The sequence below is a fragment of the Bradyrhizobium sp. CCBAU 45389 genome, assembly GCF_028128625.1.
In the GTDB taxonomy this organism is placed as follows: Bacteria; Pseudomonadota; Alphaproteobacteria; order Rhizobiales; family Xanthobacteraceae; genus Bradyrhizobium; species Bradyrhizobium liaoningense_B.
The window spans coordinates 54,006-69,776 of sequence record NZ_LBIY01000095.1 but is presented as its reverse complement, the minus strand read 5'-3'; the positions used below and the strand labels follow the sequence as shown (position 1 = coordinate 69,776).

General features: G+C 66.0%; 14 protein-coding genes. 9 read left to right on the top strand and 5 right to left on the bottom strand.

Going from position 1 to position 15,771, the window contains the following annotated elements; genetic code table 11:
- Positions 1–29: 29 nt before the first annotated feature.
- The 3 genes from XH79_RS27290 (at position 30) to XH79_RS27280 (ending at position 4,497) form a co-directional block, all read left to right on the top strand.
- Positions 30–995, top strand: a complete 966-nt coding sequence (locus XH79_RS27290) for a VOC family protein (protein WP_271583604.1) — start codon at positions 30–32, stop codon at positions 993–995.
- A gap of 56 nt (positions 996–1,051) precedes the next feature.
- Complete coding sequence (locus tag XH79_RS27285) at positions 1,052–1,927, top strand: dihydrodipicolinate synthase family protein (protein ID WP_271583603.1); 876 nt, start codon at positions 1,052–1,054, stop codon at positions 1,925–1,927.
- A 248-nt stretch (positions 1,928–2,175) separates the two neighbouring features.
- Positions 2,176–4,497 (top strand): xanthine dehydrogenase family protein molybdopterin-binding subunit, encoded by a 2,322-nt coding sequence (locus tag XH79_RS27280; protein WP_271583602.1) that lies wholly within the window; start codon positions 2,176–2,178, stop codon positions 4,495–4,497.
- 193 nt (positions 4,498–4,690) lie between these two features.
- Here XH79_RS27280 and XH79_RS27275 read toward each other — a convergent pair whose 3' ends face one another.
- Genes XH79_RS27275 through XH79_RS27265 form a run of 3 tightly spaced genes read right to left on the bottom strand, consistent with a single transcriptional unit; the run spans position 4,691 to position 7,902 of the window.
- Positions 4,691–5,887: an acyl-CoA dehydrogenase family protein gene (locus tag XH79_RS27275; RefSeq protein WP_271583601.1), complete on the bottom strand. Its 1,197-nt coding sequence runs from the start codon at positions 5,885–5,887 to the stop codon at positions 4,691–4,693.
- Between the two features lie 15 nt (positions 5,888–5,902).
- A complete protein-coding gene (locus XH79_RS27270; RefSeq protein WP_271583600.1) occupies positions 5,903–7,042 on the bottom strand; it encodes an acyl-CoA dehydrogenase family protein in 1,140 nt (379 codons plus the stop codon).
- Positions 7,043–7,047: 5 nt separating this feature from the next.
- Complete coding sequence (locus XH79_RS27265; RefSeq protein ID WP_271583599.1) at positions 7,048–7,902, bottom strand: enoyl-CoA hydratase; 855 nt, start codon at positions 7,900–7,902, stop codon at positions 7,048–7,050.
- A gap of 177 nt (positions 7,903–8,079) precedes the next feature.
- Between XH79_RS27265 and XH79_RS27260 the strand changes: the two genes are divergently transcribed.
- The 6 genes from XH79_RS27260 to XH79_RS27235 all read left to right on the top strand — a co-directional run bounded on the left by XH79_RS27260 (position 8,080) and on the right by XH79_RS27235 (position 13,435).
- Positions 8,080–8,682: a LemA family protein gene (locus XH79_RS27260; protein ID WP_271583598.1), complete on the top strand. Its 603-nt coding sequence runs from the start codon at positions 8,080–8,082 to the stop codon at positions 8,680–8,682.
- Positions 8,683–8,816: 134 nt separating this feature from the next.
- Positions 8,817–9,713: a TPM domain-containing protein gene (locus tag XH79_RS27255; RefSeq protein ID WP_271583597.1), complete on the top strand. Its 897-nt coding sequence runs from the start codon at positions 8,817–8,819 to the stop codon at positions 9,711–9,713.
- A gap of 5 nt (positions 9,714–9,718) precedes the next feature.
- Positions 9,719–10,216, top strand: a complete 498-nt coding sequence (locus XH79_RS27250; RefSeq protein WP_212341595.1) for a TPM domain-containing protein — start codon at positions 9,719–9,721, stop codon at positions 10,214–10,216.
- Between the two features lie 381 nt (positions 10,217–10,597).
- Positions 10,598–11,605, top strand: coding sequence for a hypothetical protein (locus XH79_RS27245; protein ID WP_271583596.1), 1,008 nt, complete (start codon positions 10,598–10,600; stop codon positions 11,603–11,605).
- 93 nt (positions 11,606–11,698) lie between these two features.
- Complete coding sequence (locus XH79_RS27240) at positions 11,699–13,246, top strand: hypothetical protein (protein ID WP_271583595.1); 1,548 nt, start codon at positions 11,699–11,701, stop codon at positions 13,244–13,246.
- Between the two features lie 24 nt (positions 13,247–13,270).
- Positions 13,271–13,435 carry a hypothetical protein gene (locus tag XH79_RS27235; RefSeq protein ID WP_212341591.1) on the top strand — a complete coding sequence of 55 codons (165 nt, stop codon included), beginning with the start codon at positions 13,271–13,273 and terminating at the stop codon, positions 13,433–13,435.
- Between the two features lie 9 nt (positions 13,436–13,444).
- Here XH79_RS27235 and XH79_RS27230 read toward each other — a convergent pair whose 3' ends face one another.
- Together XH79_RS27230 and XH79_RS27225 are read right to left on the bottom strand one after the other, a co-directional pair.
- Positions 13,445–14,092: a glutathione S-transferase family protein gene (locus tag XH79_RS27230; RefSeq protein ID WP_271583594.1), complete on the bottom strand. Its 648-nt coding sequence runs from the start codon at positions 14,090–14,092 to the stop codon at positions 13,445–13,447.
- Between the two features lie 184 nt (positions 14,093–14,276).
- Entirely contained in the window at positions 14,277–15,482 is a 1,206-nt protein-coding gene (locus XH79_RS27225; RefSeq protein WP_271583593.1) for a CaiB/BaiF CoA transferase family protein, read from the bottom strand.
- Positions 15,483–15,771: the final 289 nt, after the last annotated feature.

Genomic DNA, 15,771 nt, shown 5'->3' with positions numbered 1-15,771 from the left:
GCCTCAAGGATTTCAGCGAGCCCTGACTGATGACCATCGACCTCACCCGCCGCACCCTGCTTCAACTCGCCGGAGCGACGTCGCTCGCGATGGCGGCCGCAGCCGCGGCGCGTGCCGAGGGCAACCCGCAGAGCGGCGGCCCGACCTATGCCAGCCGCACGCCGATGCGGGTCGGCATGGTCACGCTCCGGGTCAAGAATCTCGACAAGGTCGCGGACTACTACCGCGACGTGATCGGGCTCACCGTGATGGAGCGCTCGGCGACCGGCGCGAGGCTCGGCACGGCAGGCATCACGCTGCTGGTGCTGGAGGCCCGTCCCGATGCCGCGATTGAATCGCGCAGCGCCGCCGGCCTCTATCACACCGCCTTCCTGATGCCGACCCGGAAGGACCTCGCGCGATGGCTGGTCCACGCGGCCTCGCATCGCGTGCCGCTGTCGGGCTTTGCCGATCATCTCGTCAGCGAATCCGTCTATCTCGACGACCCCGAAGGCAACGGCATCGAGGTCTATGCCGACCGCGATCCCTCGCAATGGCAGTGGAGCGAGGGCAGCGTGAAGATGGCGACCGACGAGCTCAACATTCCCGACTTGCTGTCGCTGACCAATACGCGCGTCCCTGATTATGCCAAGGCGCCGGACGGAATGCGTGTCGGCCACATGCATCTGCGCGTCGGCGATCTCGCGCAGGCCGAGAGCTTCTATCACGGCACGGTCGGCCTCGACCCGACCCGCAAGCGCAACGGCGCGGCGTTCCTGTCGTCGGGCCGCTATCACCATCACCTCGGCATGAATGTCTGGCAGAGTCAGGGCGCCGGCCAGCGCGACGATTCCACGACCGGCCTCGCCTGGTTCTCGCTGGTGACGGAGAAGCAGGGCATTCTCGCAGCCCAGGAGGAGCGTCTGCGCAAGGGCGGTGTGAACGTCACGGCGCTCAGCAACGGCGTGGAGGCGATCGATCCCTGGGGCACGCGGGTACGCTTGCTCAAGGTTTGATCGCCGGGGCGGGCATTGCTAATAGCTCTGGGGTGCCACCTGCCGGAGCCCCCGACATGTCCGAATTTCACGGCGTCTTCCCCTACCTCGTCTCGCCCGTCGATGCCGACGGCACGGTGCGGACGAACGTGCTCGCAAAGCTCTGCGACGACCTGATCGGCGCCGGCGTACATGGACTGACGCCGCTCGGTTCGACCGGCGAGTTCGCCTATCTCAATGCCGCGCAGCGGAGCGCGGTCGTGCAGACCACGATCGAGGCCGCGAAGGGCCGCGTGCCGGTCGTGGCCGGCGTCGCCTCCACGTCGACCGCGGATGCGGTGGCGCAGGCGAGGGCCTATCAAAAACTCGGCGCCGACGGCATCCTCGCGATCCTGGAAGCCTATTTCCCGCTCGCCGATGCCCAGGTCGAATCCTATTTCCGCGCCATCGCGGATGCCGTGGACATTCCCGTCGTCATCTACACCAATCCGCAATTCCAGCGCTCCGATCTCACGCTCGACGTCATCGCGCGCCTCGCCGAGCATCCGCGCATCGGCTACATCAAGGACGCCTCGACCAATACCGGCCGGCTGCTCTCGATCATGAACCGCTGCGGCGATGGCTTGCGCGTGTTCTCGGCCTCCGCCCATATCCCGGCCGCGGTGATGCTGATCGGCGGGCTCGGCTGGATGGCCGGCCCGGCCTGCATCATCCCGCGCCAGAGCGTTAAGCTCTACGACCTCTGCAAGGCCGGCCGCTGGGACGAGGCCATGGCGCTCCAGCGCCGGCTGTGGCGCATCAACGAGGCCTTCGCCCGCTTCAACCTCGCCGCCTGCATCAAGGCCGGCCTTGCGATCCAGGGCTACGACGTCGGCGATCCCGTCCCGCCACAGGCCGCGCTGACGGCCGACGCGCGCAAGGTCGTGGAGGCGGCGCTGCGGGAGCTGGCGTAAAAGTCGTCATCCCCGACACGATCAGTGCCGTAGGGTGGGCAAAGCGCAGCGTGCCCACCAACTTGATCGCGTCCGTTGAGCGATGGTGGCACGGCGCAAGCGCGCCTTTGCCCACCCTACAGAATCTGCGATACGCCCGGGCATGCCGAATCCGTGCATATCCCGCCCAAAACCGCGGCTGGCATGCCCCTGACCGATCCGCTAAAAGGCAGCCCGCAATTTCGAAAAGATCCTGAGGACCCCACGGAATGAACATTCTTCCCGGCAATTTGCGTTTCGGAGCGGGCCAGCCCGTCAAGCGTTTGGAAGACCAGCGGCTGCTGACCGGGAAGGGGCAATTCATCGACGACAAGCCGGAAGACGGCGCGCTGTGGTTGCACGTGCTGCGCTCGCCGCATGCGCACGCGAAGATCGTCTCGATCGACACCAGCGCCGCGGCCGCGATGCCGGGCGTCACCGCGGTGTACACCGGTGCCGATCTCGTCAAGGACGACGTCGGCGCCATCCCGACCTTGAGCATCTTCAAGCGCCCCGACGGCAAGCCGATGACGGTGCCGCCGCGCCGCCTGCTCGCCCACGAGGTCGTGCGCTACGCCGGTGAAGCGGTCGCGGCCGTGGTGGCGGCCTCCCGCGTCGAGGCGCAGAGCGCGGCCGAGGCGATTGTGGTGGAATACGATGTCCAGCCCGCGGTGGTCGACCCGGTCGAGGCGGTGAAGCCCGGCGCGCCCGTGGTGTGGCCGGAGGCGCCCGACAACATCGTCGGCGCGATGGCTTACGGCGATGCCGCCAAGGTCGACGAGGCCTTCGCCAGGGCCGCGCACACCGTCGAGCTCGGCCTCGTCAGCCAGCGCCTGGTGCCCTCCGCGATGGAGCCGCGCTCGACCATTGCCGAGATCGACAAGAAGTCCGGCCGACTCCTCCTGCACGTGCAGTCGCAGACGCCGGCCTCGACCCGCGACGTGCTCGCGGAAGCCGTGCTCAAGCGCCCCAAGGACAGCGTGCGCGTGCTGGTCGGCGACATCGGCGGCGGCTTCGGGCAGAAGACGAACCTCTATCCCGAGGACGGGATCGTCGCCTACGCCGCGACCAAGCTGAACAGGAAGATCCGCTGGCGCGGCGACCGCACCGACGAGTTCGTCGGCGGCACCCACGGCCGCGATCTCACCTCGACCGCATCTTTCGCGCTGGACGAAAAGGGCAAGGTGCTGGCCTATCGCGTCAAGTCGATCGGCTGCACCGGCGCGTACTCGTCGGGTGCGGCCAACATCATTCCGCTGGTGCTCGGCCCGTTCGTGCAGACCGGCGTCTACGACCTGCCGCTGGTGCATTTCGAGGTGCAGTCGGTGATGACCCACACCGCGCCCGTCGGTGCCTATCGCGGCGCCGGCCGTCCCGAGGCGGTCTTCATCGTCGAGCGTCTCTTCGACGCCGCCGCGCGAAAGATCGGCATGGACCCGCGCGCGATTCGCAAAGCGAACTACATCAAGCCGGCGCAGCTGCCCTACACCAACGCAGCCGGGCAGGTTTACGATTCCGGTGCCTTCGCCCACATGCTCGACCGTGCCGTCAAGCTCGCAGACTGGGACGGCTTTGCCGCGCGCAAGAAGGCGGCGAAGAAGAAGGGCCTGCTCTATGGCCGCGGCCTCACCTCCTACATCGAATGGACCGGCGGCCGCGCCCACACCGAGAAGGTCAGCCTGCACGCGACCTCGCAGGGGCGCGTCGTGCTGCATTCCGGCACCATGGCGATGGGGCAGGGACTGCAGACCACCTACACCCAGATGATCTCCGACTCGCTCGGCATTCCCCTCGACAAGATTGACGTCGTCCAGGGCGATACTGATCTGGCCATGGGTTTCGGCAGCGTCGGCTCGCGCTCGCTGTTCGTCGGCGGCACGGCCGTGGCGGTCTCCTCCAACGACCTGATCCAGAAGGCGCGCGAGAAGGCGGCCAACGTGCTGGAGACCTCGGTCGAGGACATCGAGTATCAGGGCGGCATGCTCACCGTGGTGGGCACCGACCGCCGCATCAGCCTGTTCGATCTCGCCGAGAAGGAGAACGGCGCCAAGCTCAGCGTCGATTCCGAAGGCGAGGTGGATGGACCGAGCTGGCCGAACGGCACGCATATCTGCGAGGTCGAGATCGACCCCGAGACCGGCGTGTCCAAGGTCGTGCGCTACACCACCGTCGACGACGTCGGCGTTGCCGTCAACCCGATGCTGGTCACCGGCCAGATCCACGGCGGCGTCGCGCAAGGCATCGGCCAGGCGCTGTATGAAGGCGTCTCCTACGATCCGGACGGGCAGCTCCTCACCGCCAGCTACCAGGATTACTGCATCCCGCGCGCCGACGACGTGCCGCCGATCGTGGTGACGCTCGACGACACCGCGCCCTGCCGCACCAACCCGCTCGGCGCCAAGGGCTGCGGCGAATCCGGTGCCATTGGCGGCCCGCCTTGCGTCACCAACGGCGTGATGGACGCGCTCGCCGAGCTCGGCATCACCCAGCTCAACACGCCGCTGACACCGCAGAAGATCTGGCAGGCGATCAGGGACGCGAAGGCGGGTTAGGGGCTTAGCTGAAGCCTCAGATTCGCTGTCGTCCCGGCCTAGTGCGCAATTGCGCACGGGGGCCGGGACCCATAACCACCGAATCCAGTTTGGCGAAGATTGGTCATGACCAGCTCGCGCCACACTCCCTCTCCGGCGTATGGGTCCCGGCCTTCGCCGGGACGACACCGCGTGTGTGGTGTGTGCCGTGGTCTCAAATCCCCAGCATCATCTTCGCGATGATGTCGCGCTGGATCTCCGATGTGCCGCCGAAGATCGTGTAGGCGCGGCCGTTGAGATATTCCGGCACCACCGTCAGCATGTCCTCAGGCGTCGCCGGCTCGTGGTTGAGCCTGTAGAGCGGGCGCATCGGCTCGACCGCGAGGGCGTCGTGGCCGATCACGTCGACGCCGAGCCGGGTCACGGCCTGGCGGATCTCGCTGTTGCGCAGCTTCAGGATGGAGGACACCGCGCCGGGATTTTGCCCGGTCTGCAGTGCCGAGAGCACGCGCAGCTCGGTCATCTCCAGCGCGTCGATGTCGACCTCGACCTCGGAGATGCGCGTCGCGATGTCAGGGCTGTCGATGGCGCGCCCGGTTAAATCCGACTCGGCAAGATTAGCGATCGCCTTCAGCCCCTCGCGTAGCTTGGATGACGCGATGCCGGAGCCGCGCTCGAACTCGAGCAGATATTTGCCGTAGGTCCAGCCCTTGCCTTCCTCGCCGACGCGGTTGGCGACCGGCACCCGCACGTCGTCGAAGAACACCTGGTTGACCTCGTGATCGCCGCCGATGGTGAGGATGGGGCGCGTGGTGATGCCCGGCGTCTTCATGTCGATCAGGATGAAGCTGATGCCGTCCTGCTGCCGCTCGCCGTCGCTGGTGCGCACCAGCGCGAACATGCGGTTGGCGTGATGGGCATGCGTGGTCCAGATCTTGGTGCCGTTGATGATGTAGTCGTCGCCGTCGCGCACCGCGCGGGTCTTCAGCGAGGCGAGGTCAGAGCCGGAGCCCGGCTCGGAATAGCCCTGGCACCAGTAATCCTCGCCGGAGAGGATGCGCGGCAAATAAAAGTTCTTCTGCTCGGGCGAACCGAAGCCGATGATGACGGGCCCGACCATCTTCACGCCCATCACGTTGACATTGGGCACGCCGGCACGTGCTGACTCCGTCTCGAAAATCCAGCGCTGTGCCGGCGTCCAGTCCGGACCGCCATATTCGACCGGCCAACCCGGCGCACCCCAGCCCTGCCGGTGCAGCGCGCGTTGCCAGGCCATGCCGATGTCGGGGTCGGAGAACACCGACGGCGTCAGCGCGGTCGCGCGCTTCATCTCGTCGGTGAGGTTCTTGGCGATGAAGCCGCGCACCTCGCTCTGGAAGGCGCGCTCCTCGGCATTGAACGTGAGGTCCATGATGCGCTCCCTGTGTCAGGCCGTGCGGCCGAGCTGCGCGTGGCGGGCATAGTGATGCGCGCTACCGCCGAACAGCGTGTCGAAGGCGACCAGCCGCTTGAAATAGGCGCCGACCTCGAGCTCCTCGGTGACGCCCATGCCGCCGTGGAGCTGGATCGACTGCTCGCCGACGAAGCGCGCGCATTTGCCGATCTTCGCCTTCGCACCCGATGCGGCCCGCGCCCGTTCGACCAGCGCGGCATCCACCTTCAACGCAGCCCGCAGTGCCATCGAACGCGACTCGTCGACCTGCATCGCCATGTCGGCGAGGCGATGGCGGATCACCTGGTTGGCGGAGAGTGGCCGGCCGAACTGCTTCCGGATCTTGGTGTATTCCAGCGTGGTGTCCAGCAGCGTCTGCATGATGCCGACGGCTTCCGCACCAAGCGCCGCCATGGCGCGGTCGACGGCCCATTCGACCGCGGGCAGCGCGTCGTGTCCGTCGCCGAGCAGGGCGTCTTCGGGCAGATGCACGTCCGATAGTTCGATGTTGCAGGCGCGCCCGCCGCCAAGGCGGGGATAGTCGCTGATGACAAGGCTCGGCGCCGTCGCCGGCACCAGGAACAGACCGATCCGCCCCGATGGGCCGTGATGATCATGGATGAGCGCGGAGACGATGATCTCGTCGGCGGCATGCCCGTCGAGCACGGCAATCTTGTTCCCGGCAAGGCGCCAGCCTTGCGCCGTCTTGTTGGCGGTGGTCGCGACCTTGGCGAGATCGAACCGTGCCGCGCGCTCGGAGTGCGCAAGCGCGAGCTTCAATGATCCGTCGGCGACCTTGGGCAGGCTCGCCTGCTTCTGCGCCGTGCTGCCGCATCTGTCGATCAGTGCGGCTCCGAGAACGACGGTTGCAACGTAAGGCTCGGACACCAGGCCGCGGCCAAAGGCTTCCATCAAGATGCCGATCTCGACCGCGCCGGCGCCGAGCCCGCCGTACTCTTCCGCAATCGGCAGCGCCAGCCAGCCGAGCTCGGCGAACTGCTTCCAGACATCAGGGCTGTAGCCGAGCGGATCGTTCGCCATCTTGCGGCGGTGATCGGCATCGTAACTTTCGGCCGCGAAACGTTCCGCGCTCTCGCGCAGCAGCCGCTGCTCGTCACTGAGGTTCAGGTCCATCGCATCTACTCCGCGGCCGCCGGCGGCTTGCGCACGGAGGGATGCAGGCCGGATGGATCGACGATCATGCCGAACTCCTGGAGATTGTGGGCGTGACAGAGCTGATGCAGTGCAAAGGCCTGGTCGATCGCGGCAGGCTGGCCCATCACGTCGACCGAGCGGTTCACCGCCTCCTTGGTCAGCTTCAATGCGAAGGACGGTTTTGACGCGATCCGCCGCGCCAGCTCCAGCACGCGCGCCGACAGCTCCGTGCGCGGCACGACCTGGTTGACCATGCCGAGCTGCTGCGCCTCCTGCGCGCTCCAGCTGTCGGCCGTGAACAAGAACTCCTTGGCCTTGCGCGGGCCGAGCTCCCAGGGATGCACGAACCATTCGACGCCGCAGACGCCCATGGTGACGACAGGGTCGCAGAACTGCGCATCGTCGCTGGCGACGATGAGGTCGCAGGCCCAGGCCAGCATCAATCCGCCGGCGATGCACTTGCCGTGCACCTCGGCAATCGTGGGCTTGGCGAGGTTGCGCCAGCGCCGCGTGATCTGGAGGTAGATTTCCTGCTCGCGCGCGAAGCGGCCATGGGCATTGGGCTCGGCGAAGCCGCCCCAATTTCCGATCGGCGGGAAATCCGTGCCCGCAGTGTTTTTCCCGCCGGGACGCAGATCGTGGCCGGACGAGAAGTGCGGCCCGTTGCCGGCGAGGATGATGACCTTGACCGCATCGTCCTGCACCGCCGCATCGAAGGCGGCGTTGAGCTCGTAGGTCATCTGCAGGTTTTGCGCGTTGCGCGCCTCGGGCCGGTTCATCACGACCCGAATTATCGCCGGCTCCGGCCGCTCCACGAGGATGGTCTCGAACGAGCTCATCGCGTTCCCCTTGGCGTTCCCTTGGCGTTGACGTTGTTATTTTGTCCGAGTTGACAATGTCGGCGGGTGATAGGCAAGGGGCTTGCGTCAGTCGGCTACCTTTCGAGTCTCCAAGAGGTCTGGCGTTTCGCGCGCTCAATCTGGTAGTTTGCGCCGGATTCCACCGGGAGAAATTTGATGCGCAAGATCCTGACCGTGCTGGCGGCGCTGGCTTCGCTGAGTCTGACCAATTGCGGCTACAACGCGATCCAGAGCGGGGACGAGCAGATCAAGGCCAACTGGTCCGAGGTCGTGAACCAGTATCAGCGCCGCGCCGATCTCGTGCCCAACCTCGTCAATTCGGTGAAGGGCTTTGCCCAGCAGGAGAAGGACGTGCTGCTCGGCGTCACCAATGCCCGCGCCAAGGTCGGCAGCATCCAGGCGACGCCGGAGGTGCTGAACGATCCCGCCGCGTTCCAGAAATTCCAGGCGGCGCAGGGCGAGCTCTCCAGCGCGCTCTCGCGCCTCCTGGTCGTCACCGAGAACTACCCGCAGCTGAAGTCGGATGCGCTGTTCAAGGACCTGATGTCGCAGCTCGAAGGTACCGAGAACCGCATCACGGTGGCACGCAACCGCTACATCAAGGCGGTGCAGGACTATAACGTCACCATCCGCTCGTTCCCGACCAACCTCACCGCGATGACGTTCGGCTACAAGGAGAAGCCGAACTTCTCGGTCGAGAACGAGAAGGAGATATCGACCGCGCCGAAGGTGGATTTCAACCCGGCGCCGTCGAAGTAAGCGCGCGTTAGCTTCCCATGCGCGCCACGCCCACCGCTGTCATTCCCCGCGAAAGCGGGGAATCCAGTACGCCGCGGCTTCTCCGTAGTCCGCCGGCGTCTCTGGAATACTGGATCGCCCGGTCGAGCCGGGCGATGACAGAGATGTTGCGGCGAGCGCTTGTCGTACTCGCGCTGCTGCTTGGCTGGTTGTTCCCCGCCTTCGCCGACGTCGCCGTCCCCCAGCTCACCGGCCGCGTCGTCGACCAGACCGGCACGCTCTCCAGCGGCGACATCGCCACGCTCACGCAAAAGCTGCGCGACTTCGAGACGCGCAAGGGCAGCCAGGTCGCCGTGCTGATCGTGCCGACCACGCAGCCCGAGACCATCGAGCAGTACTCGATCCGCGTTGCGGACGCCTGGAAGATCGGTCGCAAGAAGATCGACGACGGCGCGATCCTCATCGTCGCCAAGAACGACCGGCATCTGCGCATCGAGGTCGGCTACGGCCTCGAGGGCGCGCTGACCGACGTCACCTCGCGGCGCATCATCGACGAGATCATCACGCCCAAGTTCAGGAGCGGCGATTTTGCCGGCGGCATCGGCGATGGCGTCGAGCGCATGATGCGGGTGATCGATGGCGAGCCATTGCCGGTTCCTTCTCCCACCGTGAATTTCGGCAGCCTGGACGATCTCGCGCCGCTCTTCATCGTGACGCTGTTCGCCTCCATCGGCGTGGGCGGGGCCTTCCGTGCCATGCTGGGACGATTGCTCGGATCGGTCGTGACCGGAGGCATCATCGCGGCACTGACCTGGATCATTCTCGGGTCTTTCGCACTCGCCCTCGCGCTGGGTGCTCTCGGCTTCATCATCGGATTTGTCGCCGATCTGTTTTCGGCGATGACGCCGGGCACAGGCCGCTCCCGCGGCGGTTCCTGGTCGAGCGGCTCCTCGTCCGGCGGCTGGAGCAGCGGATCATCGTCAAGCGACAGCGGCGGCTTCAGCGGTGGCGGTGGCAGTTTCGGCGGCGGCGGCGCCTCGGGGAGCTGGTAGCGGTCATGAGCATCAAGCGCATTGCCAGACATCTCGTGCACCACCATTGGCGGGCAAAGCAGATCTTCCCGCAAGCCGCGCTCGACCGCATCGAGCAGGCGATCCGGCAGGGTGAGACCACCCATTCCGGCCAGGTCCGCTTCGTGGTCGAGGGCGCGCTCGACGGCCGTCCCCTGTTCCGCAACCAGCCAGCCCGCGAGCGCGCGCTCGACCTGTTCTCGCATTTGCGCATCTGGGACACCGCGCACAACAACGGTGTCCTGATCTATCTCCTGCTCGCCGACCGCGACGTCGAGATCATCGCCGACCGCGGCATCGACGCGAAGGTCGGCGCGGCGGGCTGGGAGACCATCTGCCGCGCGATGGAGTCCGAGTTCAGGTCGGGCCAGTTCGAGCGCGGCGTGATCAGCGGAATTGCGGCGGTATCGCAGGAGCTGGCAAAGCATTTTCCGCCGGGCGGACCGCATGCGAACGAGCTGCCAGATGCGCCGCTGGTGATGTGACCGAAGTAGACGCCGCGCGGCCAACTCTCTCACCGTCACCCTGAGGCGCGAACGCAGTGAGCCTCGAAGGGCGACGGCCCGGCTGCAGCCCGGCCGTTCATCCTTCGAGGCTCTCCATGCGGCGCGTTGCGCCCCATGGCTCGCGCCTCAGGATGACGGGGTGGGATTTGCACCATGCGTTGACCGTTGCGCGGCCGTTCATCTTGCCCCGGTTACAAATTGTTTGACGCCCGCCACACCGGTTCCATGTTCCCGGCCAAATTCGGCCCCGGATGAGTTCCTAAAATTTCGGTAAGCGGGTCCGAAGGTAAGGATTTCGCAAGCAATGAAAGTTACCAAAAAGTCAATCCAGACTGGAGTATTTGAGCCGTGAGCGAACCAATGGCTGAGCAGGCCGCCCAGGATTCCGGTGCTGTCGACGCCGCAGCGCCGCAGGTCGTCGAGGTTGCCGCCGGTATCGACGCCCCCTCGATCGCCCCCGACCATGAAGCGCCGCCCAAGCCCGATCCGGTGAAGGCGGATGCTCCGAAGGTCGAGCCGCCGCGGATCGAGGTGCCGAAATTCGAAGCCAAGAGCGACGTCAAGTCCGAGGTCAAGGCTGAAGCCAAGCCCGAAATCAAGCCCGCGCCGAAGCCCGGCAAGCTCATCGTCATGCCGCCCGCCGACCGCGCCTGGGAGCGCGAGGAGTTCGCCCCGCATGTGAAGGCGGACGAGCCGCGCGAGACCGGCAGCAAGCGTCGCCTGTCCGCCATGGCCGCGGTGGTGGCAATCGCGGCCGGCGTCGGCGCAATCAGCGGCGCGCTCGCGACCGCAGGGATGATGCATTTCGCCGCCCCGGCGGCCGCGCCGGTGCAGGTCGCCGACACCAGCGCGCTGGATGCCTCCGTCGCGCGGATCGACGCCGACCTCGTCGCGCTCAAGGCGAATGTCGAGCACAGCTCCAAGACCGGGCTCAGCCAGTTCAATCGGGCCAATGATCGTCTCGACAAGCTCGAGAAGGCGCAGGCCGAGCCGATGGCGAAGCTGGCAAAGCTGTCCGAGACCGTCGACAAGCTCCGCGCCACGCCGCCTGCCGCTCCCGCTCAGGCCGCCGCCGCGGCGCCCAAGGAGACCACCGGCTCGATCGCGCCGGCCCAGGTTGCGACCGCTTCTGCCGCACCGGCACCCGTACCCGCCGCACCCAAGACCGAGGTCGGCCGCCTGCCGACGCTCGAAGGCTGGAGGCTGCGCGACGTCGCCAATGGCGGCGCGCTGATCGAGGGCCGCGACGGCCTCTATGAGGTCTATGCCGGCGACCCGATCCCCGGCGTCGGCCGCGTCGATGCGATCCGCCGCCAGGACGGCCGCTGGGTTGTCGTCACCAGCAAGGGCCTGATCGTCGCGCGCTGAGCGTTCGATATTCGACTTTCGAAGAGGCGCTTCACCTCCCTGTGAAGCGCCTTTTTGCTTGAATAGGCCTGCCCGCGCGGTGTTACCTCAGGCATGAGCCGCGCGTTGCGAATTCTAATTGCTGTCGTCGTGTTGTTCGGCGGCGTCATGTCGCTCTCGGCGGCTGAGAACGCACAGCTGGCGCGCGGCACCGCGATCACCGATCCCGGTCTCCTGCGCAAGCTCGACGAACACGATGTGTTGACGATTTCGCGCCTGCTATGGCCGGAGCGCAACGCGAACTTTCCGCTGACGACCGATCTGCTGTTCTCCTGGCTGCCGCAGCTCAAGGACATCCCGCCCGCGATCGATGCGGAGTTCGAGCGCTATGTCGCGCAGCAGAAGGCGGCCTATCCGACCGAGACCATCGGCGTCGGCGAAGGTTTTGACGTGCAGCTGTTCGATCGGGCCGTGCTGAAATCCTCCAACACGCGCTTCGTCCTGGCCGGCATCGTCAACCGCATGGATCGCGCCTATGTGTCGGAGGAGTCCTGCGGCGAGATCCGCTTGATCTATCGGCTGACGCGTTTCGACGCCGGGCCGGACGGGACCAAGACGGCGACGCGTCTGCTGATGACGTTCAACCTGGTGATGAAGGCGCGCGATGCGCGCCAGACGGATGCGAGCGGCAAGCCGGTTAGCTGCGCCGAGGTCGCGCGGCGCTGGCTCGACAATGGCGACTGGCAGGGGCTGATCGGCGGCGGCTTCTATCCTCACGATGCCATGCTCGACCGCATCGAGACCAACATCCAGATCTCGATCGCACCGAAATCGGCGCTGCACGATTTCCGCTCCGACTACCTGCTGAAGGTCTTCAAGTACAACGCCGCCGCCAGGACGTTCGAGGAATCGACGCTGGAGAACCAGATCGACCGTAACAGGATCCTTGCCGACAATGACCTTCGGCGCGACTTGAAGGACTGGCTGCTCGCGCCGGAAAATCTTCGCGAGTTCGACCGCGGCACGGTGCTGATCCCCGAGAGATTTTTGGCCAGGGCCGCGGTGGTGCCGACGCCGGCGGGTCTCGATGCTTCGGCGTTGCAGCCGGAGTTCGGCATGATGCAAGGGGAAGGAAAAGGGGAGGGCAAGGACAAACCCGTCTTCACCGACAGCGACGTGGTCGGTGCATTGAAGCAGGCTGCCGCGCGCGGGGACCTGCAGAATGTCCGTTCCGTCGCGGGTTTCCAGCGCCGGCTCAACGACGTCACCTGCGCCGGCTGCCATCAGACCCGCGGCATCGGCGGCTTCCATTTCCCGGGCGTCGACTGGCTCGCCGACAAGCCGTCCAATTCCACCATCGTTCCGGCCTCGCCGCATTTTGTCGGCGACCAGCTGCGCCGCCGCGACATCCTGACCGCGTTCGCCGCGGGCAAACGCCCTGATTTCTCGCGCGGATTTGCCAGCCGGCCGCAGACCCGCGGCAGCGCGGAGCTCGCCGGCACCGAATATCAGGACGGCTGGGGCGCGCATTGTTCCCTGCAAAATGCGGGATCGGGAACGCGGGATGAGAGTTTTACGTCATGGAGCTGTGCTACAGGCTTGACCTGTCAGGCTGCCGCGGCCTCGCGCCGCATCGGCATGTGCTTCATCAAGACGCGTTAGCCATAACAGCGATTTGGATGACCCATGACGGATACGAGCGAAGCCAACAAGGAGCGCAATCGCGAGATCGCGCGCAATGAGGAAGCCAAGCAGGTCACCGGCAGCGTCCGCGTCAGCATCTGGGCCGTCGCGATGGCCGTCATCATCGGCGGGATCCTGTTCACGCTCGGCTGGCTGGCGCTGAGGTGATCGAAGCTCTCACTTCGCGTAATTCGTCATCCGCTTGCCGGGCAGCAGCTCATAGGCCGGCTTCCAGCCGGGCAGCGCGGCCATGCGGCCGAGCCAGGCGTGGATCGCGGGATGGCTCTGCGCGAAATCAAAGCCGTGCTCGTCGCTGGGATAGTGCAAATAGGCCATCATCGAGATATCGGCGACCGTCGGCTTCGCGCCGATCGCGAAGGCGTTGTGCTGGAGATGTCCGTCGAGAATGCCGAGGAAATCGTCGAGCCGCCTGCGGAAATGCTTCAGCACCTGCGGATCGTTCTTCTCGGTGAAGGCGCGCATGAAGCGGTAGGTCGCCATGTAGCCGGTGAGCTTGTGGTTGTCCCAGAACAGCCAGCGCAGCAGCTCGAACTTCTCGTCCTCGGTCTCGGCGCCGAAGCGGCCGTACTGCTCGGCAAGCTTGAGCAGAAGCGGCGCGGTCTGCGTCATCTTCACGCCGTCCACTTCGAGCACGGGAATCTCGCCCATCTCGTTGACGGCCGTGCGCCACTCCGGAGTGCGCGTGACGCCGCCGCCAAAATCGGTCCACACCGGCTCGAACGTCTCGCCGCAAAGCGTGAGCATCAGCGCCAGCTTGTAGCTGTTGCCGGATTCGGGGAAGTAGTGCAGGCGATAGAGGGGCATGGGACCTCGCGGCAATGCAGGATGTTGTTGGGGAAGCTACATCGTCCCGCATCGTCATTGCGAGCGCAGCCAAGCAATCCAGCAATGCGTTCGCGCGTGCGAGCTATCTCCTCACCGTCGTCCCGGCCTAGTGCGCAATTGCGCACTAGGCCGGGACGACACTGCGTGAGACGCGCGCGCCCCCTTACCCCACCGCGCCCGACCCCCGCAGCTGCTTGATCGCGGCCTCGTCGTATCCCGCCCCGCGCAAAATCTCGTCACTGTGCTCGCCCACGGCGGGCGGCTTGCGTGGCTGGACCTTTTTTGCGCCGTCGACCCAGATCGGGCTGTTGATGGTGAGCATGGTGTCGTTCTCGAACGGCACCAGCACTTCGTTGTCGAGCATCTGCTTGTCGTTCGGGATGTCGTCCAGAATGGCGACGACGCCGAACACGAGGCCGTTGCCGTCGAGGATCTTGCGCCATTCGGCGAGATCCTTTGTGGCGAAGGTCTCGTCCAAAATCCTGATCAACTCGACCGAGCGGGCGTGGCGATCGGCCTTGGTGGCGAAGCGGGGATCATTGATCAGGTCTTCGCGCCCGAGGCACTTGGCCAGCGTCGGAAACTGCTTCTCCTCGTTCAGCAGCGACAGGATCAGCCAGCGGCCGTCCTTGCACTGGTAGTGGTTGGCGACCGCGTTCAGCGCGCGCTCGCGCGGCCGCCGCTCGCCGAACTTGGCGCCGCAGAGCTTTGCCTGCGCCAGCACGCTCGCCGCCCACACCCCGTTCGCCATCAGATTGGAGGCGACGTGCGAGCCCTTGCCGGTCTTCTCGCGCTGATACAGCGCCGTGACGATCGCGCTATACAGCGCCATGGCGCAGGGGTGGTCGCCCATGCCGGCGACCGAGCGGGCCGGCGTGGTGTCGATGTCGGCGCGGACAAGGTCCATCAGGCCGGAGCGTGCCCAATAGGCGTTGCTGTCGAAGCCGGGCTTGTTGGCTTCCTCGCCCTTCTCGCCATAGCCGGTGAAGGAGGCGTAGATCAGCCGGTCGTTGAGATGGGCGAGATGGTCATAGGTGATGCCGAGCTTGGTGCGCACCGGCGGCGGCATGTTGGTGATGAAGACATCTGCCTCTTCCACCAGCTTGTAGAGCACGGCCTGCGCCTCGGGCTTTGCGAGGTCGAGCGCGATGCTCTTCTTGTTGCGGGCTTCCAGCAGCCAGGCGAAATTATGCTCGCCGGCCGGATAACCCGGCAGGTTGGGCAGGTTGCGGTAGGGATCCCCGGCGCCGGGCGGCTCGATCTTGATGACGTCGGCGCCGAAATCCGATAGCACGGTCGCGGCCGCGGGCGCTGCGATGAAGCTCGCGCAGTCCAGAACCTTCAGCCCCGCAAAAATGCCCTTGTCCATCGCGGCGTTGCTCCCTCGCTCTTGTTGTTTCCCGCGCGCTGGAATTGGCGCGGGCCAAGTCATGGAGCATTAGACCGATGTTTTGCCGGGATGCAACGGCGCCCGGCGCAGGGCTCGTTGCAGTGTAGTTGCCGCGGGCTTGAATTTCTCCCCGTCACCCTGAGGTGGCCGCTTCTTCAGCGGCCCTCGAAGGGCGACGGCCCGGCTACATCCGGGCCGTTCATCCTTCGAGGCCTCCGCTGCGCTCCGGCACCTCAGGATGACGGAACTGGTTGCGCATCGAGAACCA